The following is a 20,689-nucleotide window of genomic DNA, read 5'->3' on the forward strand; positions in this document are numbered from 1 at the left end:
AGACGGTCCTACTTCCGTATAAGGGGATGCCGTTACCCGGCTCTAACCATGGTGCGCCAGGATTGCCTTTGCGATTGCGTTGCCGCTCGCACAAGCGCCGGTCAGGAGTGCTTGGGACAGGTAGTCGCCACAGTAGTAAACGGATCTACTCTCCTTAGATTGCCAAGCGAGAAAGTCGACCACCTTCTGACAATATCCCGGGTAGAAAACCGGCAGCTTGTATGGAATCCACTGGTTGACAACAGCGTGCACCCGGCTATCGAAGCGGGGAATGCGCTGCCTGATTTCCGACCGGATAAGGGTGTCGAGCGAATTGGAGAGGTCTAGGCGATGTGCTTCCTCGGCTGCCTCGGGTGTCAGCTGACAGTAGAGTTGCGCGTGCGAACGTCCCGCTTCGGGAGCTGTCGGCAACTGTTGCCAGGTCGCGATGCGAGTCGTTGATTGACGGCCCGAGAACTCCAGCGCGGCGGGAATATCCCCATCCAGCGCGTAGTGGACGACCCCCAGCTTGTTATATCGCACCGCATCGAGCATTGAGCGCTCCGCGTCCAGTGGATCGACAATAAGATTGCCCGCGTGCGCGCCTTCCGTGGCGCAGACGACAACGTTCGCTCGCAACTCATGCTCTTGTCCTAGGCGCTGATAACGTACGATGCATTCGCCATCGGCGTGTCGTGCGATGGCATAGACCTTTGCGTCGCAAAGAACGGGCACCCGCCGGGCCAATTCCTGAGTCACCTGGCCCATGCCTTTTTCAAGGGTGTAGACGGTGTCTTTGCCTAGCAGATGCGGCATGGTACTCACGTAGAATGCCGCCGAAATCTCCTCCGGATTCCAGCTGCGCGTTCCGCGGAAGATGGGTTCGATGAGCAGCTTCAGTACGGCAGGTGTGATGGTTCGGCTGATGTAGTCCGCCAGCGTTTCGGCATCGCCTGCCAAGTATGAGGCTGCAGCGTCCGGGTCGGTGCGCGAGCGCAGGCGCGCGAGACTGACACCGGCCGCGATCATGCGCATCCGGCTACGCCAATCCAGACCGGGCGTCATGAGGATGCGCGGGCCAGGCATCAGCTCGACGCGGTAACGATCGCCGCCGACGGAGGTGTTCGCGCCGAGCTTGCGTAGCGGTACAAGCGCACGCGTCAGATCCAGTTCGGCGAGCAAGGAGTGAAACGCCTGGCCAAACGGATATATCAGGCGAGCGCCAGTATTGTATGAAATGGGGCCCTCGCTCCGTTGTGCCATTCGCCCGCCCACAGCCGACTGGCTTTCTAGGACCTGAACGGTGAAGCCGGCAGCCGAGAGCCTGTAGGCTGCAGTGAGTCCGGCAATACCGGCACCGACGACGGCGATGGAGACAGGTTTGTTCATTCGGGCTTCGCTACGGTGTTGGGTACGGCAATCTCGATCAGCGCAGGGCCGGTTGCATTCAGGACGCGCTTCAGAGCCGGCAGGAATTCCGAGGTCGTCTGCACGCGTTCCGCGAGGGCGCCGAAGGCCGTTGCATATGCGACGAAATCCGGGTTTCGCAAGTCGGTGCCGACAGGACGTCCGAACTGCCGGAGCTGGGCACTCCGGATGGCGCCGTATCCCTGGTTATTGATAACGATGACGATGATGCGCAGATTTTGCTGGACTGCAGTCGCCAGCTCTTCGCCATGCATGAGAACGCAGCCGTCGCCGGCTACGGCTACCACCAGACGATCCGGTTGCGCCATCGCTGCGCCAATGGCGGCCGGCAATCCATATCCCATGGCACCGCTTTTGGGTCCAAGCATGGTGCCGGCCTGACGGAACGCAAGGTAGCGATGTAACCAGATAGCGTAGGCACCGGCGCCAACGGTAAAAACTGTGTCATCGGGGAGGCGTTCCCGCAGCGCCGAAAAGACTTTGCGCAGATCCACAGGTCCTGGACAGCCGCCCTTCCTGATGAACGCATCGCGCGCTATGCGGAAGCCTTCTGGCCATTCGGCATCAGAGGCAAACGCTGACGTCGCAGAAAGGGCTTCGGAAAGCGCGTTGAGAAAGGGCCCCGGTGCAGCTTGAGTCGCCACATCGGCGCGATAGACCCGGTTGAGCTCGTCGGCGCCGGCATGTACGTGCACCAGGCGCTGGGTCGGCTGTGGGGGATCGAGCAAACGGAATCCGCCGAAGCCACCGGTCCCGAACGTATTGATCTCGCCGAGGCGAATGTTGATGGCAAGTATCAGGTCGGCTTGCGCTATCCGTTCTGCCAGCATCGGATTGAGACCGATACCGAGTTCGCCTGCATAGTGTGGGTCGGCGTTGTCGAAAAGATCCGCACGTCTGTAGCCAGCGACAACTGGCCAGTTGTGGCTCTGTGCCAATGCATGTAGGCGTAGTCGCGCAGCGTTGTTCCAACCGCTGCCGCCTACCAGCACCACCGGGCGACGGGCTTCGCGCAGAAGGGCTGCAACCGCAGCGACTTGCTCTGGCGCCGGAGCTGGCTCTGGCATGGATGGCGCAGGCAGGGGAGCACAGGTGGCATCCTCGCGCCAAACATTCTCGGTGACAACGAGGACCACCGGGCCGGGTCGACCGTTGCCTGCCTTGCACCATGCGCGCATCATCCCTTCTTGCAGTCTCGTGGCGGTGGTAACAGTGATGACGTCCTTCACGAGCGGGCGCAACGCCTGCTGCAAATCAAATCCTGACATCGGGTCCCGCTCGGCCTCCGCAACAGCCGGCTGCCCGACGACAAGAATCATCGCCGCGCCATCCGTATCGGCGGTATGCAGCGCCAAGGCTGTGTTCAGGGCGCCCGGAGCGCGACCAGCCATGCAGACGGAAGGCCGGTCGCCGAGCCGCGCATAGGCCTGCGCGGCGTAGGTCATGCCTGCTTCGTGGCGAAAGGTGACAAGGCTGATTTCGGGGTGCCGAGTGGCGAGGGCATCCAGTGGTTCGAGGATGCCCTCACCAGGGATCTGGAAGACGTGCCGGTGCCCATATTCCTGGATCAGGTCGGCAAGGATAGCGGCCCCGGAGCGGGCCGACTTGGCTTCATGGTTCATCACAATGGGTGCAACAGGTGGGCGGGGCTGCCGTAAGGCGGGGGGCCATCTACCCGCCTTGCCGTTGTGCCCTGGGCCCGGTTAGAAGACGTGGAAAATACCCGCCAGCAACATGAGCTGCCCGCTTGTGCTCGACGCGCCGCCGCTGCCGAACAGCAAGTAGGCGTTCTGTGCGTCCCCCGCTGCGCGTTGGTACGCAACGGCGGCCTGGAGAATCGTTCGCTTGGAGAGGAAATAATTGCTTACGGCGTTGACTTGGTGATATTTCGGCGCGAACCCGGTCGGTTGTACCTTCCCGGCCGTGTATGTGTACCCCAGGCCTAATTGCCAGGCAGGCGTCAAGCTGTAGGATCCATTGATGTCGATATTGTTAAAGCGCACATCACCGTCGGTCAGCCCGTCCGCGGCATCGCCGAGGTCTTTGTAGCGGCTCTGGGTAAATGACACGGCAAGCTTAAGCTTGTCGAGGTCGTACTGGCCAGCAAGCGCGGCAACCGACATGCTCGACGGGCTGATGCGATTGGGCTGCAGTGGCGACGTAGGTGAAACGGCTGGGAAAAGGATGGTATTCCAGTTGCCTTCCGGGACTGCACTTGCAGGATTGTCGATGTGCAGGTAAGCCGCCGCGGCGCGAAAGCGCCCGCCGGCGTACGTAACGCCAAAACTCATGGTCGAGTTGCGGTGACTGTCGCCTGCAACTTCGCCAAAGCTATACATGGCGCCGGCCTGGAAGCCTCCGAAGCTCGGCGTGACATACTTGACCGCATTGTTGATCCGAAACTGCCAGTTGGTGTTGTCATTGTCGCCGACGTGCGCCATGTAGCCGTTCCACTTGCCAGGAGGGGTGAACGGCGCGATCCACTCCGCCACCAGGTCATACTGGCGCCCCAGTGTCACCGTACCTGCGGAACTGTCAGACAGACCGACATACGCCTGGCGGCCAAAGAGCCTGCCGCCCTGTCGTGAGTTGCCTGTGCTCATGTCGAAGCCGCTCTCCAGCGTAAACAGGCCGCGCAATCCGGAGCCAAGATCTTCCTGACCTCTCAGGCCCCATCGCGATGGGCCGGTTGCCAATCCCGTCACGTGATTGCCACCGCTGTTGTTGACGTAACGCAACCCGCTATAGAGGAACCCATAAAGCGTGACGCTGCTCTGGGCGAGCGCGCTGCCTGCGCATCCGCTCAGAACGGCGGCAGCCAACGTCGCTTGCCCTACCTTGCGCACCTTGCTAGTGCTTTCTCCCCGCTTCGACTGCATTGACTCTCCCCTTTTCGTGTGCCACGTCGCGGTCCGGTGCCGGCGCAATGGAGCCGGGCTTGACAACACGGGCAGCACGAGGCTAGCGCAGACTAGGCCAGAGCAATTGTGTGTACAAGCGGGCCGGGCGGCTCTGAGCGGAATTCCTAGCAATCGGTATTCGATCGCCACAATTGGGAGCATTGACAGCGTACGTGGACGAGATCGGGGTCAGCATTTTCCCTTACTCGGATCGGCCCCGCGGCCGTTCGATGCCGACAAATTGAGGCGAAAGGGCTGAAACATTAAGTTGATCGGAAGTTGTCCGCCCTGGCGGAAAAAAACCGCGCGGGATCGATGCTACAAAGTTCCTGGCCGGCACGGCGTTGCTCGCCTTGTTCATACAGCCCCGATGTCCTTTCCCTGCCTTAGGATACCCATGCCACGTCACAAGAGATTCCTGCTGCATACCTTGTCCTGCGCCGCCGTTGCCGGTGCCGTGCTGGGTATCGTGCCCGCTGTCTATGCGGAAACCGTGATCGGGATTGCCAACCTTGGCCCGCACCCTTCCATCTCGCAAACCATTGCCGGATTCAAGGAGGAAATGGCGCGCGTCGGCTACGTGGAGGGTAAGAACACCACCTATGTCTACGGGGACGCAAACTTCACGCAGGCCTTAATGCCGCAGATGCTCACCCAGATTGCATCGAGGAAGCCTGCCCTGATCCTGACGCTGACGACTTCGGTTTCTCAGACGGCGCTATCCGCGGTGGCCGACCGCAAGCTCCCCATGGTGTTTGCCATGGTGACTGACCCGGTTGCCGCCGGATTGGTGGAAGGCTGGGACCATGGCAGCAGCCGCTTTGTCGGTGCTTCGGATTTGCAGGATTTTGACGCGGTGCTGGTCTTCGCCAAGAAGCTGTTTCCGAACGCCAGGTCATTTGGCACCCTATACAACCCTGGCGAAGCCAATGACGTGACCACTACCCGCAAACTCGAGGCGGCAGCCAGGAGGGCAGGGCTGACATTCAAGGCGATCAGTGTCGACACGGCCGCTGATATCCCTCAGCGGGCGGAGATGCTGCGCGGCACCGACTTCATGTACGCAACAGGCTCGAACCTGGTGCAGTCAGCCATGCCGGCGGTAGCGTCCGTGACCAACCGGCTGAAAGTCCCGATCCTGAGTTCGGAAACTGAGTTTGTAAAGAGCGGCATCGCCGCAGCCAACTATGCGGTTTCCCTTCGCTCAATCGGCATCAATGCGGCGACGTTGGCATCGCGCGTGCTCAAGGGCTCCGCGCCGGCAACGCTTCCTGTGCTGACACCCTCCCCGCAAGACTACGTTTCCACGATCAATACGACCAAGTTCAAGCAACTCGGGCTGACCATTCCGCCCTCGATGGAGTCATGTCAATGCTTTATCAACTAACTGCCAGGCGCGCCATCAACATGTCTCATTCATCTCCCAATGCCGCCTCCATGTTGCAGGTGGAACGCCTGCGCAAGACGTTCCACGCGGGTACACCCGACGAACGAATCGCGATCGATGGCGTTTCACTCGAATTGAAGCCTGGGGATTTCGTCGTCGTGGTGGGAGGAAACGGGGCTGGAAAATCGACGCTGCTCAGCATGCTCGCCGGCGAAGTCCTGCCTGAAGCGGGGAGCATCCGGGTCAATGGCGTGGACGTGACCGCGCTTGGCACGCATTTGCGTGCCAAGTACATCGCCAGAGTCTTTCAGGATCCGTCGATCGGTACTGCCGCGGCGCTCAATATTGAAGAGAACCTTGCTGTTGCCGCACTGCGCGGGCAGCGTAGATCCTTCGGTCGTGGCCTGACTTCTGCGCAGGCGCGCGAGTTTCAGGAGCGGCTTGGCAGCTTCGGCCTGGGCCTGGAGAATCGGATGAAAGCACAGGCCGGATTGCTCTCCGGCGGACAGCGCCAGGCGCTTTCGTTGCTGATGGCGGTGCTTCGTGAGCCTCAGTTGTTGCTGCTTGATGAACATACCGCGGCATTGGACCCACGCACCGCTGAAGCCGTGATGCGAGTGACTTCGCAAGTGGTTGACCAGGCTGGGCTGACTACGCTGATGGTCACGCACAACATGAACCATGCATTGCAGTATGGAAACCGGCTGATCATGATGCGGCATGGCGCCATTGTTGCCGACTTGTCCCTGGAGCAGAAACGGCGCATGACAGTTGAAAAACTGATTGCCGCTTTCGACGACGAAAACCCATCTCTTCGCATGGTGAGCGCATGAACCTGTTCGATACATTCCTCAACCTGGTGCCAATGGGCCTGATGCAAGGGCTTATCTACGCCCTGATCGCCATTGCAGTGATGATCCCGTTCCGGATCCTGAATTTCGCAGACATGACAGGTGAAGGGACCCTAGCCTTTGGTGCATGCGTGACTGCGAAATGCCTGAGCGTCGGCCTGGAGCCTGTGTCGTCGCTGCTCATCGGTGCCGCAGCGGGGTTCCTGGGAGGAAGCGCCACCGCGTACATTCATGAGAAGGTGAAGGTAAATACCTTGTTGTGTGGCATCCTGGTGCTGTCCATGCTGTATTCGATCGATATCCGGGTCATGGGTCAGCCTAACACCGCTTTGTTCACCTTCCCGAATCTCTTCCAATACCTGCCTGGCGACGACGGCACCCTGACAAGCCGAATTGCACTGCTTGCCGTAGTGGATATCGCGCTTATCGCCCTGATCTTCTGGTTTCTGGGAACGCAGCACGGGATGGCCATGCGCTCGCTTGGCTCCAGTGTGGCGATGGCCAAGGCGCAGGGCATCAATATCAAGGTTTATGTGCTCGTGGGGCTTGGGTTGGCAAATCTCATCGCGGCGCTTGGAGGCGGCTTGCTTGCGCAGAATCAGGGTTTCGCCGACGTCAATATGGGCTTCGGCACGCTGATCAACGGGCTGGCATCGCTGCTGCTCGGCGAGGCGATTATCGGGAACCGTACGATCCTGCGGCAGGTGGCAGCGCCGGTGCTGGGTTCGGTTGTGTACTTTCAGCTCATTTCGATCGTGCTCGCCTTTGGCTTCCAGCCGTCGGACCTGAAGATGGTAACGGCTGTCTTTGTACTGATCACACTTCTTATCCTTGCCAAGCGCAAGCCAGGAAAGTCGCGCAAGGCGATGCAGGAACGCCTTGCACGGGCAGCCTGATTCGAGGTGGATTAATTAGCGGTTCGATCTGCGGGGTGTCTCCGCCCGCAATTTTTTAGCCGTCCTCCGGGACGGCTTCTTTTCTGGGTTTGAACAGCGGGACAGCGCTTCCTTAGTGCGGCATCCCGTCCAATTGGCCGGTCAGGCGTGCAGCACGGCGGGATCGTCAGGTTGTGCGCGCACCGACTGCATGTGGGTCCGCATACCTTCCCAGCGCTGGTAGGCAGATTCCGAAGCGAGGCCCAACTGATCCAGCACCCGCCATACCGTATAGCCAATCAGATCGTCGAGCGTCTTAGGCAAGGCATAGAAGGCCGGCACCGGGGGCATGATGACCGCGCCCATCCCGGCTGCCGCCGTCATGTTTCGGAGGTGGGCCAGGGTCAGTGGCGTTTCCCTTGCGAGGAGCACCAGCGTCCGCCGTTCCTTCAGGGTTACGTCTGCGGCGCGGGTCAGCAGATTGTCATTGAAGCCGTGAGCGACCGCGGCCAGTGTTCGCATGGAGCAGGGCGCCACGACCATGCCCTGGTGGCGAAAGGAGCCGCTTGCCAGGCTGGCACCAATGTCACGGATGTCGTGGGCCACGTCGGCAAGCGATCGCGCTACGTGTCGGTCTATGCTGCATTCCTGCTGCAAGGTCAGCCAGCCCGATGCCGACACCACCAGATGCGTTTCGACATCGAACTGCCGCAAGGCCTCCAGCAGCCGGACACCGTAGATGGCGCCGGTGGCACCGCTGATGCCAACGACGATACGGGTGCGGTCCTTGGCCATCTCAGCGCACCTCCGAGGCAAAGCCGGGCAGATACTTACCAAGTTCGATTTCCATTTCGCCAGGAATGCGCTTTCGTTCAAACTCCGCTTCGCGTCCCCAGGGTTTGGTCGCATCAATGGCAAGGCGGCCCCAGTGATCCTTGTGCGGATCGCGGTAGAAGCCCGGGACATTGCTCAGCACCATGGTTCGGGTGTCCGCGCGTCCCCGCGTCACGAACGCCCAGATGACTTCGTCCAGGTTGTAGATGTCGACGTCCTCGTCAACCACCATGCAAAGCTTGTTGTAGTCGAGATGCGCACCCATTGCCGCGAGCAGCGCATGCTGCGCGTGCCCCTCGTACTGCGTCCTGAGCTTGATGACGGTGTTCATCACGGTGGGCTTGCACGACACATCGATGATGCCCGGTACCTGTCCCTTGATGGCGCGATAGACGCGCGCTGCGGTGGCAGCCTCGAGCGGCCGCAGGTCTTCGTCGGAGCCGCAGATCAGGCCCTGGAAGATTGCGCCTTTGCGCCATGAGACGTGGGTGACCTCGAACACGTGGTTGTCACCCACATCGACGTAATAGCCCATGAATTCGCCGAACGGACCTTCCGGGCGGCGCACGTTCGGAAGGATCCTGCCTTCAATCACGATGTCCGTGGCGGCGGGAACGGAAAGATCGATGGTCTGGCACCGGCGTGTGCGCAACGGGCCGCCTCGCATCGCAGCGGCAAGTGCCAGTTCGTTAGCCTGGGGAGGCAACGAGACGCAGGCGGACATGAACACTTCGGGAGGGGCTCCGATCAGAATGGCGGCTTCCAGTGCTTTGCCCTGGCGCTCGGCGGCGGCCTGATAGCGGGCGAGATCGTGCGAGCTTCCCAGCCGGATTCGAAGTTCGCCGTCGGAGATCACCATCGAGCGGTGGAATGACAGGTTAGGCACGCCTGTGTCAGGGTCACGCGCGAGAAAGACGCCGGAGGTGATATATGGCGCGCCGTCGCGCTCGTGGTAAGTCAGGATCGGCAGGTCGCTGAGCTTTCCGCTTTCGAGGCGCTCGGGCTGGGAATCCTCTTCCGCAAAGGTCTGGAGGGTTGCTGCGACTTCGATCTCCTCATCTAGCCGCTCACAGAAGGTGCGGGTGCCACAGCGGATCATCTCGCGCAGGCGTTCATGGTCGCTGTAGATATTCATGACAACCGGAAGTGCGGAGCCGCGCACGTTCTTGAAAAGCACGGCCTGGTTCGAGACACGTTGCAGTCGACGTGCGATAGCGGCCGCTTCGAAACGGGGCTCGACTTCGCGCTCCACAATTGCCAGGTCGCCGCGTGCTTGCAGGCGGCTCAGGTAGTGCCTCATGGTTTTCTCGGATAGTTCGGAAGGTAGTCTGACGTTACCTTAACGGGCGCCTTTTCCGCCTGTGCGAGAGCTCCGGGAACATAGGAAATCCGAACTCAATTCATTTGAGGTAACAAGGGCGGCCGCGGATGGCGTTACGATGAGCCGCCAAGCGGCGACATTGCGCCGGTCTTGCCGGGGGGGCGGAGGCATCGCTGGCGTTTGTGGCGTTGCAACGTTCCGGTCAATCGCGCCCGCAAAAAAACGCGTAGCGGCGCAATCCAGAATCTGCTTGAGGAAGACACGATGGCCAGTTTGAATCTTACGTTGCCGGAGCCGGGAAACAATGGCTTGTTCCGTACGCGCCTGGCTGGCCGTCATGCTCGTACCAGCGAGGCATTCAGCGCACTTCGCGATCAGCCGGGACACTTGTCTTCCGCTCCGCACGGAGAGGCTGGCCTGTACGGTGGCACCGTTCCGGTCTCTGACGATCCAGAAGAAGGGAAGTGGGAGCTGATCAGCATCCGGGACGAGATTCTCCTGGTGGTCTCGGACGGCCACCTGACCCGGCAGCATAGCGAGAGCGTGCTGCCCGAGGGGTATATCGAATTCCACTTCATGGTGGCCGGTCCGGTGAGCGTTGAGTTCTCGGAGACCGGAAGGATCGAAGTCGCTTCGCCGAATCTGACTGTGGTGTACCAGGGCGATGACATGCACTATGAAGTGTCTTGCGGTCCAGGCCTCTGGCGCTCTGTTGGCCTCTATATCAGCCGTGATTATTTCCACAGTTTCCTGAGGGCCTCCCTGGGCGTTGATGGCCCGCTTTGGCAGCAACTGCAGAAGCTGCGGAACGAACAAGTGTTCTGCCACCAAATGCCGGTCAATCCTCAGGTGCTGACAGCAGTCAAGCAACTGCTGGAGAATCCGTACGAAGGCTATCGGCGCCTGCTCTTCGCTCAAGCCAAGGCCTACGAGGTGATGTGCGCATCATTGGATCTGTGGCAGGCCTATCTCGAGAGCCATCACACCGCCGAGGTGTTCTCTTCCCGGGACCTGCGGCTGATTGAGAAGGCACGAGATCTTCTTGTCGGTGACCTTCGGCACATGATGACGATCCCAGAGCTGGCGCGCGCCGTAGGGACCAACACATCCAAGCTCAAGCGCGGCTTCAAGTTTCTTTACGGCATGACGGTGTTTGAATGCGGCCACCGGGCGCGCATGGACACGGCACTGGAGTTGCTAGGGAACGAACGCCTGAGTGTCAACGAGGTGGCGTTCGCAGTGGGCTACCAGCACCAGACCAGTTTCACGGCGTCATTCCGCGATTATTTTGGCTTCGCTCCCAAGGATGCCAGGCGGATGGCAGACTTGCGCAACGTGCGGGCCCGTTCTTCATCCGCGGGGGTTACCGCAGCAGAGGATTTGTAAGGCCGCGCCTCTGCGGAGATTGGGAATCTGCAGCATTTCCTAGTCGATTGGCATTCGTTCTGCGGGCGCGCCCTTGCGCGCCGTGGTCCTCGCATAGGATCGTCCCCATACCCGAGAGGCGGGTGCGATCAACGACGAGGAACGCATGGCAGTTATCAAAGTGAGGAACCCCCGCACCGGCGCGCAAGACTACGAATTTGTCGCCGCCGATGCAGATGCGGTAGGCAAGACCGTGGCGCGGGCACGCGACGCGCAGCGGGAGTGGTACGGCAAGGGACTCGAACACCGTATACAGGTCTTGTCGGCCTGGGCCACGGCCCTGGAAATCCGGGCAGATGCCATTACCAGTGCGCTGGCAGACGACACTGGCCGCACCAGGATCTCGCGGGAAGAGCTTGGTGCGGTCATCCACTTCATTCATGGATACTGTGAGGCGGCACCCGAAGTCCTCGCGCAGCCATTCCGCAAGTTCCGCAATAACAGCGATGTCGTGTTCAAGACGACCCTGGTGCCATATCCCGTGGTCGGCGTCATCAGCCCCTGGAATTTCCCGTTGGTGCTCTCGTTCATTGATGCCATTCCGGCATTGCTGGCGGGCGCAGCCGTCGTCATCAAGCCGAGTGAGGTGACGCCACGTTTCGTGGAACCCCTGCAGGCATCGATCGTCGACGTGCCCGGGCTGGACGGGGTAATCAGCCTTCTGCAGGGCGCGGCGGAAACCGGCCGCGCCTTGCTGTCGGAAGTCGATGCCATCGTGTTTACCGGCAGCGTGCCGACCGGACGCAAGATTGCCGTTGCCGCTGCGGAGCGCTTCATCCCGGCATTCCTGGAGCTCGGCGGCAAGGATCCGGCCGTGGTGCTGGCCGGTTCTGACCTCGCGCGCGCCGCCACCAGCATTCTACGCAGTGCGCTCTATAACACCGGTCAGGTGTGCTATGCCATCGAGCGGGTGTACGTCCACGAGTCGATCCACGATGCCTTCGTAGAGGAACTGGTCCGCCAGGTCCAGGGCATGCGCCGCAGCGCCGCCGCCGGCGATCGCGGCCACTATGGCCCTTTCATCCACGCAGCCCAGGGAGACATCGTCCGCGCCCAATTGCAGGACGCAGTTGTCAAAGGTGCGCGCGTGGTAACGGGTGGCGTGGTGGAGAACGTTGGCGGCGCGGTATGGCTCGACCCCACGATCGTGATTGACGTGGATCACTCGATGGATTTGATGACGCAGGAGACCTTCGGTCCGGTGGTACCGGTCATGCGCTTTGCCAGCGAAGACGAGGCGGAGCGACTTGCGAACGACACCATCTTTGGCTTGAGCGGTGCCGTGTTCGGCCCGGATACGCATACCGCCGGCGATTTCGCCACGCGCATGGAGGCCGGCGGGGTCAGCATCAACGACACGGAATTGCAGCGCGGCATGATGTTCGACGGCGAAAAAACTGCTTTCAAGTTCTCGGGCATGGGCGGTTCGCGCTATGGCGCCACGAGCATCCTGCGCTATGTCCGCAAACGCGCGCTGATCGCGAACGAGGGCGGAATCAAGCCGCTGGATGAGCTGTCTGAGATCGACTGATCTGCGGCCCCGCTTTCCGCCCGCGGCACCAGGCAGCGGGTGGGGGCGCCCAGAACCCGGACGTCTTTGTTCCTCAGAGGAAACGCCCATGTTGAAAACACACAAGACGGCACGCGCCGTGGCTGCGGGCCTGGCACTCGCGCTGAGCGCGCTGGCGGCGGCAGCCGCGGCGCAGGAACCGGCAGCCAAGAGCGTGCCACAAGGCAAGACCGTAATCGGCATTGCCAACTTTGGTCCGCATCCCGCGCTGGATCAGAGCGTTTCTGGCTTCAAGGAGGAAATGCGCAGGCACGGCTACGTGGAAGGAAAGAACACCACGTACGTCTACAGCGACGCGAATTTCACGCCTGCGATGATCCCCCAGATCCTCGGACAGATTGAGGCGAAGAAGCCGGCGGTCATCCTGACAGTCACAACCCCGGTTTCCCAGGCGGCGCTTTCGAGTATTACGAACAAGTCTCTGCCGATGGTGTTCTGTTTGATCAGCGATCCGGTGGCGGCCGGGCTCGTGCCGAACTGGCGGCAAGGCAGCGCTCGCTTCGTCGGCTCGGCCAGCGCAATGGACTACGATGCGGTGATGACGTTCGCCAAGCGTATGTTCCCCGGCGCCAAGCGGTTTGGCGTGCTGTATTCTCCCGGCGAGGCAAACGATGTGGTTGCGGTCAAAGCGATCGAAGCCGCGGCAGCGCGCCAGGGCCTGGTTTTGCGCAGTGTGAGCGTGGATGCCTCAATGGACGTGCCTCAGCGGACACAGATGCTGTCCGACGTCGATTTCGTCTATGCCATCGGCTCCAATCTCGTACAGTCATCGATGCCCGCCGTGGCTTCCGTTACCGACCGCTACAAGATTCCTATCCTGAGCGCGGAGACTGAGTTGATAAAGAAGAGCGGGGTCGTGGCAGTCGCATACTCGGCATCTTATGCGGCCCAGGGGGCGCAGGCGGCCCAACTTGCGGTGAAGATCCTGGACGGAAAACGGCCGTCTGAGCTCGCCCCCCTCAAACCGGGACCGGATGACTACACGACATTGATCAGCCGCAAGAAGCTTGCTCAGCTGGGCCGGCCCCTTCCTGCCAGCATGGCTTCGTGCAATTGCTTCGTTGACTGAAAATGGACGCATCTGATCCGGGACGGCGGTCACGCCCCGTACACGGCGTTGCGGTTGGCATCCTGATGCTCGACACCGGCTTTGAGCGGCTGCCTGGCGACGTCGGTCATGCCGCAACCTGGCCGTTCCCGGTCCAGTATGCGGTCGTGCGCGGCGCCGATGCCGCGGCGGCAGCCCGTGGCGACACAGAGGGGATGCTGGCTACCCTGGTCGCGGGCGCCAGGGAGCTGGTGGCAACTGGGGTCGATGCGATCGCCACCAGTTGTGGCTTCCTGGCACCGCTGCAATCCCGGCTGGCTGCAAGCTGCCCGGTTCCGGTCGCAACGTCCAGCCTGCTGCAGATTCCGATGGTGCGACAGCTGCTGCCGGCGGGACGCCGCGTCGGGATTCTCGCGGCGACGCGCGCGGGGCTCACCGACGAAGTCTTGCGTGCAATCGGCGTGCCGCCTGACCTGCCAGTCGAAGCGCTCGATGAAAGCAGTATGTTCCTTCGAGACCATCGCGAAAACCGGCTGCGGGTGGACGGACATGCGCATCGCCTGGAAGTTGTCGCGGCGGCACGGCGCCTGCTGCAACGGCACGCAGATGTCGGCGCGATCGTCTGCGAGTGTGCCAACTTCCCGCGGCATTCCAGGGCGATACGCGAGGCGACCGGATTGCCGGTTTTCGATACGGTCACACTGGTCAACTGGCTGCACGCGAGTGTGAAGCCTGCCTACTACGATTGAGGCCTTGCCTCCAACCCGGGGGATGTGGCGGCAGACTGATCCCGCCAGTCTGCCCCCGGGTTCTTACTGCGGCTGGTACCCAGCCGCCTTCACCAATAGTGCATTGGCCTTCCTGCTGGCTTCCGTGATGCGCGCCATGTCATCCGGCGTACCGGTGCTGGCGATGATGCCGGATTCCGCAACCCGGTCGCGAAAGGCCTTGGACGCGACGACCTTGTTTATCGCCGCGTTGTACTTTGTCACCAGCACGGGCGAGATGCCGGCCGGTGCGACGATGCCGATTGTCATGGCGTCACTCAGGCCGCCCACGCCTCGCTCGGCATAGGTGGGAACGTCAAAGCCAGCCAGTCGTTCGGGGCCATCGACGGCCAGCAGTTTGAGCTTACCCGCGCGAACATGAGGCAGTGCGGCGGCCATCGCACAGATGCCCGCGGGAATCTGCCCCGCCAGCAAGTCCTGAACCATTGGTGCATCGCCCCGGTAGGTGACGGCCTTGAGGTCTGCACCGAAGGCCTTGTTCAGCAGCGATACGGAGAACTCCGGCGCACTAGCTGGCGCCGGAACGCCGATGTTGCCCCGGCCGGGCTTTTCTCTTGCCCATTGTGAGAACGCCTTCAGGCTGTCCACGTTGGTTCCTACGATGTCAGGATTCACGACGAAGAAATTTGGCATCGTCCCTACCAGGCCAATCGGAATAAAGTCCTTCTCGGGATCAAAGCCCGGGTGGAGACTCGTAAGGGGGATCATGGCAGTGGTATGGCTGTTAGTCAGGAACAGTGTATTGCCATCAGGGCGGGCAGCTTTTAGGACCTGTGCCGCAATCTGACCTCCCGCACCGGGACGATTTTCCACAATGACCGCCCGCGCAAGCTCTGGCTGCATGCCCTTGGCCAGCAGTCGAGCCACGACATCAGTGACGCCGCCAGCCGGGAAGCCCACCAGGATCCTGACCGGCGCCTCCTGTGCCGCACCGCTTTGTGCCGCGAGAGCCACGGGCAATACCACAAGACAGCGTGCCAATGAAGCGATGAATGATTTCATGAGAGTTTATGTGGTGATGAACTACGTTAAGATTTCTCCGCTAATGGACCAGAGGCCACTTAGAGTCAAATGTCATAAGGATGGGGTCCTTATCCCCGTGCCGCTTGTCATGCTGCATATCCCATTTCGGCATCGCGTCGACGTGCGTCGTTGTCACGGGATTCGGCGCAGCCGAAGCCCGCACCACCAGGAACATCGATGCGCAGCACTTGGCCAGACGGAACCGTCTGCAAGCCTAACGACTTGAGCGTCTCGCCGGTGGTGAGGCCAACCCAACCCGGTGCACCGTCCATGCCGCCATTGCGACCTCTCGCAGGGTTGCGCACACGGTCAAAGAGACCGAAGAACTGGAATGATGAGCCGTCGCGGGTGGACACTTCCACGCGCTGACCCAGGCCACCTCGCCATTTGCCGGCGCCTCCCGATCCGGGCAGCAGTTCCTTTTTCCATATGACAATGGGAGCAACGCTTTCGCAGATTTCCACCGGTATGGAGCGGATGCCGCTTGGGAAGCAAGTTGCGGAGAGCCCGTCGCTGTTCGGACGCGCACCTGAGCCGCCAGAGTTGAAGAACAGGATTTCGAACCCCTGCTGTCGCTCGCTGGAGCTTTGTCCGCGCAACTGAAGGCCCCAGTTGCATGCTGCGCCCTCTGCCGGCACGCTGTCAGGCATCGCAGCGGAAAGCGCGCCCAGGACAACTTCCGGCAGGAATTGCCCGATGATATGTCGTGCGCAGACCGGGGCCGGGCGCTCTACATTGAGGATTGAGCCCACGGGGGCATTGACCTCGACGAGCGCAAGCGAGCCGGCATTGTTGGGAACGGAAGGCGCGACTGCCGCCCGTACGCCGAAGGAGGCATAGGCGCGTGTGTAATTCAGAACCAGATTGATGCCTCGCTGACTGGCGGCTGAAGTGCCATCGAAGGTCACTGAAACGCGGTCTGCGGAAATCGTGACCTGGCATTCGATATGCACTGGCGCATCGTAACCATCGAGCTTCATGCTGTGACGAAACGTACCATGCGGCAGTTTTTCGAGCGCTGCGCGCATTCCGGCGGCGGAGCGTTCGCAAACAAAGCTGCTTATCCTTTTCAGCCCCATTTCGCCCAGCTCGTCCAGCGTTGCCACCAGTCGCCTGCCGCTGCTCTCGTTGGCGGTGACGTAGGAGAGGATGTCGCCAATCACTGACTCAGGTTGGCGCACGTTGACTCGCACCATATCAAGAAGGTCTTCATTCAGCTGGCCTTTTCGCGCCAGCTTGAGCATTGGAATCTGAAGGCCTTCTTCATAGACGGATCTTGCATCCGGCCCCATACCAAGGCCGCCGATGTCGACCTGATGGCAGGTGCAGGCAAAGAAGCCGATGGGCCGGCCAGCCTGGAATACCGGCGACATCACCGTAATGTCGTGCAGATGCCCCGAGGCAAGCCACGGGTCATTGGTAATGAAATGGTCGCCTTCGTTCATTTCCGCGAGCGGGTACTTCTTCAGGAAGTGCACCGTGCACGCGGCAAGGGAGTTCACGTGCCCTGGTGTTCCGGTAACCGCCTGAACGACAAGGCGTCCCTGCAGATCGAAGAGTCCGGCCGCCAGGTCACCGGCTTCCCGTACCGTTGGCGAGAATGCGGTCCGCATCATGGTGCGTGCCTGCTCTTCAACCAGGGCATTGAGCCGGTCCCACAGGACTTGCAGGCGGATGCTAGCTGGCATTTCGGTGACGGCGACGGTGCTGCTTTGGGCGCCGGGATCCTGATCACGCAGGAGTTGGAGCTCTCCGGTTGTGCCAACTGCAAAGCTGAATCCCAGCGGAACCACGACTGTCGTTTCGTTTGTCGCCAGGAGAGCCGGCGCAGGTAGAGGATCGGCCTGCCCGAGTTCGGCAATGCGATGAACCGCGTAGCGCTTCCAGGTTCTCGCACCCTGGTCGAACGCATCGCGAAACGTCGGTGACGCTGCGCCCATCGACCGGGCGGCGGGTTGGTGGGCAGGCATCGGCGCGTGTAATGCTTGGGCGTCTGACGCTTCGACCCTGATGGTCCAACCCAGGATCTCGACCTGTCCCGCTTCGACCGTACGGCCATAGGATGCGTGGTAGGCCGCCTCAAAGGCTTCCCTCAGGAACTCGCCGTCACCGGCCTGGAACCGGCGCGACGGCAACTGGACACGAATCTCGTGGCCCTGGCCCTTGTAGCGCATCCAGGCCATGCGATGCTCTATCATGGGTTGCGTCGAGGCAGCGCGGCGAACCAGCTGACGCAGGTCTGCGATGAGGTCATCGGCGATGGCATTGGCAGCATTGGGGTCGAACTGCGCCGTGCAAAGCTGGACGCTGCGGGTGGCTTCGAACGAAACCGGCGCCCGGAGAAAGCCTAATGCGGAACCCACGCCCGCGCCGACAGGGACGATCACATGGTCCAGCCCCAGTTTGGCGGCTAGGCGAGCGCCATGGAGCGGAGCCATGCCGCCAATGGCGATCAGCGTGCGGCCATCCAGCCCTTTGCCGACTTCCACGGCGTGTTCGCGCACTGCATTGGCCATGTTCTCGTCGACAATCTCACACACGCTCCAGGCGGCGTCCTGGGCCGACATGCCGAGTGCATCGCCCAGTTGTTCATACGCGCGCTGGGCTGCGCCTGGATCGAGCTGCATCTTGCCGCCGCCGAATTCGTCCGGGTCGATTCTCCCCAGAAGCAGATGTGCGTCCGTGACCGTAGGTGCTGTGCCGCCTCGGCCATAGCAAGCAGGCCCGGGCACCGAACTGGCACTTTCTGGCCCCACCTGCAGCCGCCCAAGCGTGTCCCGGTGCGCAATGGAGCCGCCACCGGCGCCAATCTCAGCCAGTTCGATGACCGGAAAGCGCAGCGGAATGCCGCTTCCCGCCTTGAACCGCGCGATACGCGCGACTTCCATCGAGCGCGCAGTCTGGGGCACGCCATGATCGATAAAGCAGAGTTTCGCTGTCGTCCCGCCAATGTCGACGAGTAGCGCACGATCCAGCCTGAGCGTTCGCGCCACATGGGCGGCGAGAATAGCCCCGCCTGCTGGCCCCGATTCGAGTAAGCGTACCGGAAAGCGCCGTGCTACCTCGGCTTCACACAAGCCGCCATTGGACAACATCAGCATCAATGGCGCGGAGATGCCGAGGGCATCCATTTCGCGTTCGAGGCGCTCAAGGTATCCCGCCATGACGGGCTGGACATAGGCGTTTGCACAAACGGTGGCAAAGCGCTCGTACTCGCGGATTTCAGGTGCGACCTCACAGGACAGGGAAACGCGTATCCCCGGACGCCATGCGCGTAGCAGTTCCGCGGCCCGACGTTCATGCTCGGGATTGGCAAAGCTATGCAAGAACCCGATCGCGACAGCTTCCACCTTTGCTTCATCAAGGGTCGGAAACAGTTCTTGCAAGCCCTCCTCATCCAAGGGCACCAGGACCTTGCCATCCGACGCCAGGCGTTCCCGCACTGTCAGCCGCAGACAGCGTGGGACGAGTGGCTCTGGCTTTTCCACATGAAGGTCATAGTGGTCGTACCGGCTTTCGTTGCCCATTTCCAGGGTGTCGCGAAATCCCTCTGTCGTAAGGAACGCGATGCGTGCGCCGCGACGCTCGATGACTGCGTTGGTCGCCAAGGTAGTGCCGTGTACCAGTGTTTTGACGTCAGCCGGTTGAAGGCCAACTGCTGCGAGTATCTGGCGGGTGCCTTCCACAACTGCAACTTCTGGTGCGTGGGGTGTTGTCAGTATCTTCAGGAAGTGGTGACGCACGGCACCATCGTGAAGAACCTCAAGTGCGAAATCGGTGAACGTACCGCCAATGTCAATACCCAGCCTGACCATTTTCTGAAATACTCCTCGCCGTGATGTACGGAGGTTATTTCTCGATGGAGACGGGAGATATAGCCTCGGCGTACCGTTACGTGATCAATGCAATGCCTTGCCGCGCATTGTATGAACCGAGGTTTGCCGCAGGAGTATTGATTCGGCGGAACATTGAGGATTGCGGAACTAATGTACTGGGAGTGCCGTATCCGGCATGTCTACTCGGCCGCGAGCCATGGTGTCACGGCTGCTCTTCTCAGTGCCGGGTACCAGCCACCTACTGAAGATGCCAAAGGCTGAAGCGAGGCTTGGGAAGGTTTTTCATCGCTCGCCGCAGAGAGCTGCACGCTACTAGTGCCCCATAAGCGGGGCTGGAGCGCGCGAGTCCTTGCGACGAGCGGGCCTCCGGCTAAGATCAGCCATCGCATTTATGACGCTTAGCCAATCCTGCTCATTCAACCGTGACTCCGGACGCCTTTACGATGTCCTTCCACTTCAAATAGTCGCTTTGGACAAGCTGTGAGAACTCTGCCGCGGACATGGACTTCGCTTCCGCACCCTGTTCATTGATGTTGTGGATGACAGCTGGCTTGGCCATTGCCTTGTTCACTTCCGCACCAATGCGTTCCACAACGTTCTTCGGCGTCTTCGCAGGAGCAAAGAGCCCATACCAGGTGCTGACGTCAATCTGTTTGTACCCGCTCTCGGCAACCGTGGGGACTTCGGGCAAGGCGGTACTACGCGTTGCCGAGGTGACAGCGATGGCCCGCACCTTTCCCGATTTGATCTGCGCCAAGGCCGATGGGACCGAGGAGATCATCACATTCACGTTCCCGGCCATGGTGTCTACCAGCGCAGCATTGGAGCCCTTGTAGGGGACATGCAGGAGCTTGATGCCCGCGGCCTTGCCAATGATCTCCCCTGCAAGATGGGCCGTAGTGCCGTTGCCCGGTGATGCATATGTGATCGTGCCAGGCGACTTCCGAGCGGCGGCCACCAGGTCCGGGAATGAGTTGTAAGGGGAATCCTTTGGACTGACGATTACCAGGGGAATGTAGGCAACGTGAGCGATTGCCACGAGATCCTTGCGCGGGTCGTAGGTCACGGCCTTGTTCACCCATGGCGCGACCACGACATTGTCCTTCTGCCCCATCACAATGTCGTAGCCAGTGGGTGGGGCCTTGACCACACCGGCAATTCCGATGGTCCCGCCGGCGCCAGGCTTGTTATCCGGGACGAACGTCCACTTGGTACTCTGAGACACCTCGTTCGCAACAATGCGAGAAAGGATATCGGTGCCGCCACCGGGCGGGAACGGGATCACCAACCGGATTGGCCTGGCCGGCCATGTGGTTTCTGCATGGGATGCGGATGTTGCCACCATCAGCCCACACATTAGAACCGCTGCAGTCATTCCTTTCTTCATCCTTGTCTCCTGTTCTCGATATTTCCGAGCTAGCCTG

Annotated in this window: 15 protein-coding genes; 7 read left to right on the forward strand and 8 right to left on the reverse strand. The window is 61.1% G+C overall.

Annotation, left to right across the window (positions count from 1 at the left end; all coding sequences use genetic code 11):
- Window positions 1-42: 42 nt before the first annotated feature.
- The 3 genes from CF68_RS24050 to CF68_RS24060 all read right to left on the reverse strand — a co-directional run bounded on the left by CF68_RS24050 (window position 43) and on the right by CF68_RS24060 (window position 4,286).
- Entirely contained in the window at window positions 43-1,368 is a 1,326-nt protein-coding gene (locus tag CF68_RS24050) for an NAD(P)/FAD-dependent oxidoreductase (RefSeq protein ID WP_051591659.1), read from the reverse strand.
- Window positions 1,365-3,029, reverse strand: a complete 1,665-nt coding sequence (locus CF68_RS24055) for a thiamine pyrophosphate-dependent enzyme (RefSeq protein WP_051591660.1) — start codon at window positions 3,027-3,029, stop codon at window positions 1,365-1,367. The genes CF68_RS24050 and CF68_RS24055 overlap by 4 nt, the downstream gene beginning before the upstream one ends.
- Window positions 3,030-3,110: 81 nt before the next feature.
- The gene (locus CF68_RS24060; RefSeq protein WP_035823658.1) at window positions 3,111-4,286 is read right to left on the reverse strand and encodes a porin; all 1,176 of its coding nucleotides are present in this window, start codon (window positions 4,284-4,286) and stop codon (window positions 3,111-3,113) included.
- Between the two features lie 418 nt (window positions 4,287-4,704).
- On the opposite strand from CF68_RS24060, the gene CF68_RS24065 reads away from it, so the two are divergent.
- The 3 genes from CF68_RS24065 to CF68_RS24075 are packed head-to-tail and all read left to right on the forward strand — an operon-like array spanning window position 4,705 to window position 7,441.
- Window positions 4,705-5,694 carry an ABC transporter substrate-binding protein gene (locus CF68_RS24065; protein WP_035823659.1) on the forward strand — a complete coding sequence of 330 codons (990 nt, stop codon included), beginning with the start codon at window positions 4,705-4,707 and terminating at the stop codon, window positions 5,692-5,694.
- Window positions 5,695-5,744: 50 nt separating this feature from the next.
- Window positions 5,745-6,527, forward strand: a complete 783-nt coding sequence (locus CF68_RS24070; protein WP_035823660.1) for an ABC transporter ATP-binding protein — start codon at window positions 5,745-5,747, stop codon at window positions 6,525-6,527.
- A complete protein-coding gene (locus CF68_RS24075; RefSeq protein WP_035823661.1) occupies window positions 6,524-7,441 on the forward strand; it encodes an ABC transporter permease in 918 nt (305 codons plus the stop codon). Before CF68_RS24070 ends, CF68_RS24075 begins: the two co-directional genes overlap by 4 nt.
- A 141-nt stretch (window positions 7,442-7,582) precedes the next feature.
- On the opposite strand, the gene CF68_RS24080 is transcribed toward CF68_RS24075, so the two are convergent.
- Together CF68_RS24080 and CF68_RS24085 are read right to left on the reverse strand one after the other, a co-directional pair.
- Entirely contained in the window at window positions 7,583-8,215 is a 633-nt protein-coding gene (locus CF68_RS24080) for a UbiX family flavin prenyltransferase (protein WP_035823663.1), read from the reverse strand.
- Between the two features lies 1 nt (window position 8,216).
- Entirely contained in the window at window positions 8,217-9,554 is a 1,338-nt protein-coding gene (locus CF68_RS24085; protein ID WP_035823665.1) for a UbiD family decarboxylase, read from the reverse strand.
- A gap of 285 nt (window positions 9,555-9,839) precedes the next feature.
- Between CF68_RS24085 and CF68_RS24090 the strand changes: the two genes are divergently transcribed.
- The 4 genes from CF68_RS24090 to CF68_RS24105 all read left to right on the forward strand — a co-directional run bounded on the left by CF68_RS24090 (window position 9,840) and on the right by CF68_RS24105 (window position 14,367).
- Window positions 9,840-10,961, forward strand: coding sequence for an AraC family transcriptional regulator (locus CF68_RS24090; RefSeq protein ID WP_035823667.1), 1,122 nt, complete (start codon window positions 9,840-9,842; stop codon window positions 10,959-10,961).
- A gap of 145 nt (window positions 10,962-11,106) precedes the next feature.
- The gene (locus CF68_RS24095; protein WP_035823669.1) at window positions 11,107-12,531 is read left to right on the forward strand and encodes an aldehyde dehydrogenase family protein; all 1,425 of its coding nucleotides are present in this window, start codon (window positions 11,107-11,109) and stop codon (window positions 12,529-12,531) included.
- An 88-nt stretch (window positions 12,532-12,619) separates the two neighbouring features.
- Window positions 12,620-13,639, forward strand: a complete 1,020-nt coding sequence (locus CF68_RS24100) for an ABC transporter substrate-binding protein (RefSeq protein ID WP_035823671.1) — start codon at window positions 12,620-12,622, stop codon at window positions 13,637-13,639.
- 2 nt (window positions 13,640-13,641) lie between these two features.
- Window positions 13,642-14,367: an aspartate/glutamate racemase family protein gene (locus tag CF68_RS24105; protein WP_035823673.1), complete on the forward strand. Its 726-nt coding sequence runs from the start codon at window positions 13,642-13,644 to the stop codon at window positions 14,365-14,367.
- Window positions 14,368-14,430: 63 nt separating this feature from the next.
- Here CF68_RS24105 and CF68_RS24110 read toward each other — a convergent pair whose 3' ends face one another.
- From CF68_RS24110 to CF68_RS24125, 3 genes are all read right to left on the reverse strand, one after another.
- Window positions 14,431-15,408, reverse strand: a complete 978-nt coding sequence (locus CF68_RS24110) for a Bug family tripartite tricarboxylate transporter substrate binding protein (RefSeq protein WP_035823675.1) — start codon at window positions 15,406-15,408, stop codon at window positions 14,431-14,433.
- 107 nt (window positions 15,409-15,515) lie between these two features.
- Window positions 15,516-19,244, reverse strand: a complete 3,729-nt coding sequence (locus CF68_RS36455; RefSeq protein ID WP_084187408.1) for a hydantoinase B/oxoprolinase family protein — start codon at window positions 19,242-19,244, stop codon at window positions 15,516-15,518.
- Window positions 19,245-19,677: 433 nt separating this feature from the next.
- Complete coding sequence (locus CF68_RS24125; RefSeq protein WP_035823678.1) at window positions 19,678-20,652, reverse strand: tripartite tricarboxylate transporter substrate binding protein; 975 nt, start codon at window positions 20,650-20,652, stop codon at window positions 19,678-19,680.
- Window positions 20,653-20,689: the final 37 nt, after the last annotated feature.

The sequence above is a fragment of the Cupriavidus sp. SK-4 genome (genome assembly GCF_000611125.1).
Classification (GTDB): Bacteria; Pseudomonadota; Gammaproteobacteria; order Burkholderiales; family Burkholderiaceae; genus Cupriavidus; species Cupriavidus necator.

Excerpts from the sequence above, each read along its gene's own strand:
- CF68_RS36455 (WP_084187408.1), bottom strand. The coding sequence starts at position 19,244 with ATGGTCAGGCTGGGTATTGACATTGGCGGTACGTTCACCGATTTCGCA.
- CF68_RS24060 (WP_035823658.1), bottom strand. The coding sequence starts at position 4,286 with ATGCAGTCGAAGCGGGGAGAAAGCACTAGCAAGGTGCGCAAGGTAGGG.
- CF68_RS24055 (WP_051591660.1), bottom strand. The coding sequence starts at position 3,029 with ATGAACCATGAAGCCAAGTCGGCCCGCTCCGGGGCCGCTATCCTTGCC.
- CF68_RS24100 (WP_035823671.1), top strand. The coding sequence starts at position 12,620 with ATGTTGAAAACACACAAGACGGCACGCGCCGTGGCTGCGGGCCTGGCA.
- CF68_RS24125 (WP_035823678.1), bottom strand. The coding sequence starts at position 20,652 with ATGAAGAAAGGAATGACTGCAGCGGTTCTAATGTGTGGGCTGATGGTG.
- CF68_RS24070 (WP_035823660.1), top strand. The coding sequence starts at position 5,745 with ATGTTGCAGGTGGAACGCCTGCGCAAGACGTTCCACGCGGGTACACCC.
- CF68_RS24075 (WP_035823661.1), top strand. The coding sequence starts at position 6,524 with ATGAACCTGTTCGATACATTCCTCAACCTGGTGCCAATGGGCCTGATG.
- CF68_RS24080 (WP_035823663.1), bottom strand. The coding sequence starts at position 8,215 with ATGGCCAAGGACCGCACCCGTATCGTCGTTGGCATCAGCGGTGCCACC.
- CF68_RS24105 (WP_035823673.1), top strand. The coding sequence starts at position 13,642 with ATGGACGCATCTGATCCGGGACGGCGGTCACGCCCCGTACACGGCGTT.
- CF68_RS24095 (WP_035823669.1), top strand. The coding sequence starts at position 11,107 with ATGGCAGTTATCAAAGTGAGGAACCCCCGCACCGGCGCGCAAGACTAC.
- CF68_RS24090 (WP_035823667.1), top strand. The coding sequence starts at position 9,840 with ATGGCCAGTTTGAATCTTACGTTGCCGGAGCCGGGAAACAATGGCTTG.
- CF68_RS24085 (WP_035823665.1), bottom strand. The coding sequence starts at position 9,554 with ATGAGGCACTACCTGAGCCGCCTGCAAGCACGCGGCGACCTGGCAATT.
- CF68_RS24110 (WP_035823675.1), bottom strand. The coding sequence starts at position 15,408 with ATGAAATCATTCATCGCTTCATTGGCACGCTGTCTTGTGGTATTGCCC.
- CF68_RS24065 (WP_035823659.1), top strand. The coding sequence starts at position 4,705 with ATGCCACGTCACAAGAGATTCCTGCTGCATACCTTGTCCTGCGCCGCC.
- CF68_RS24050 (WP_051591659.1), bottom strand. The coding sequence starts at position 1,368 with ATGAACAAACCTGTCTCCATCGCCGTCGTCGGTGCCGGTATTGCCGGA.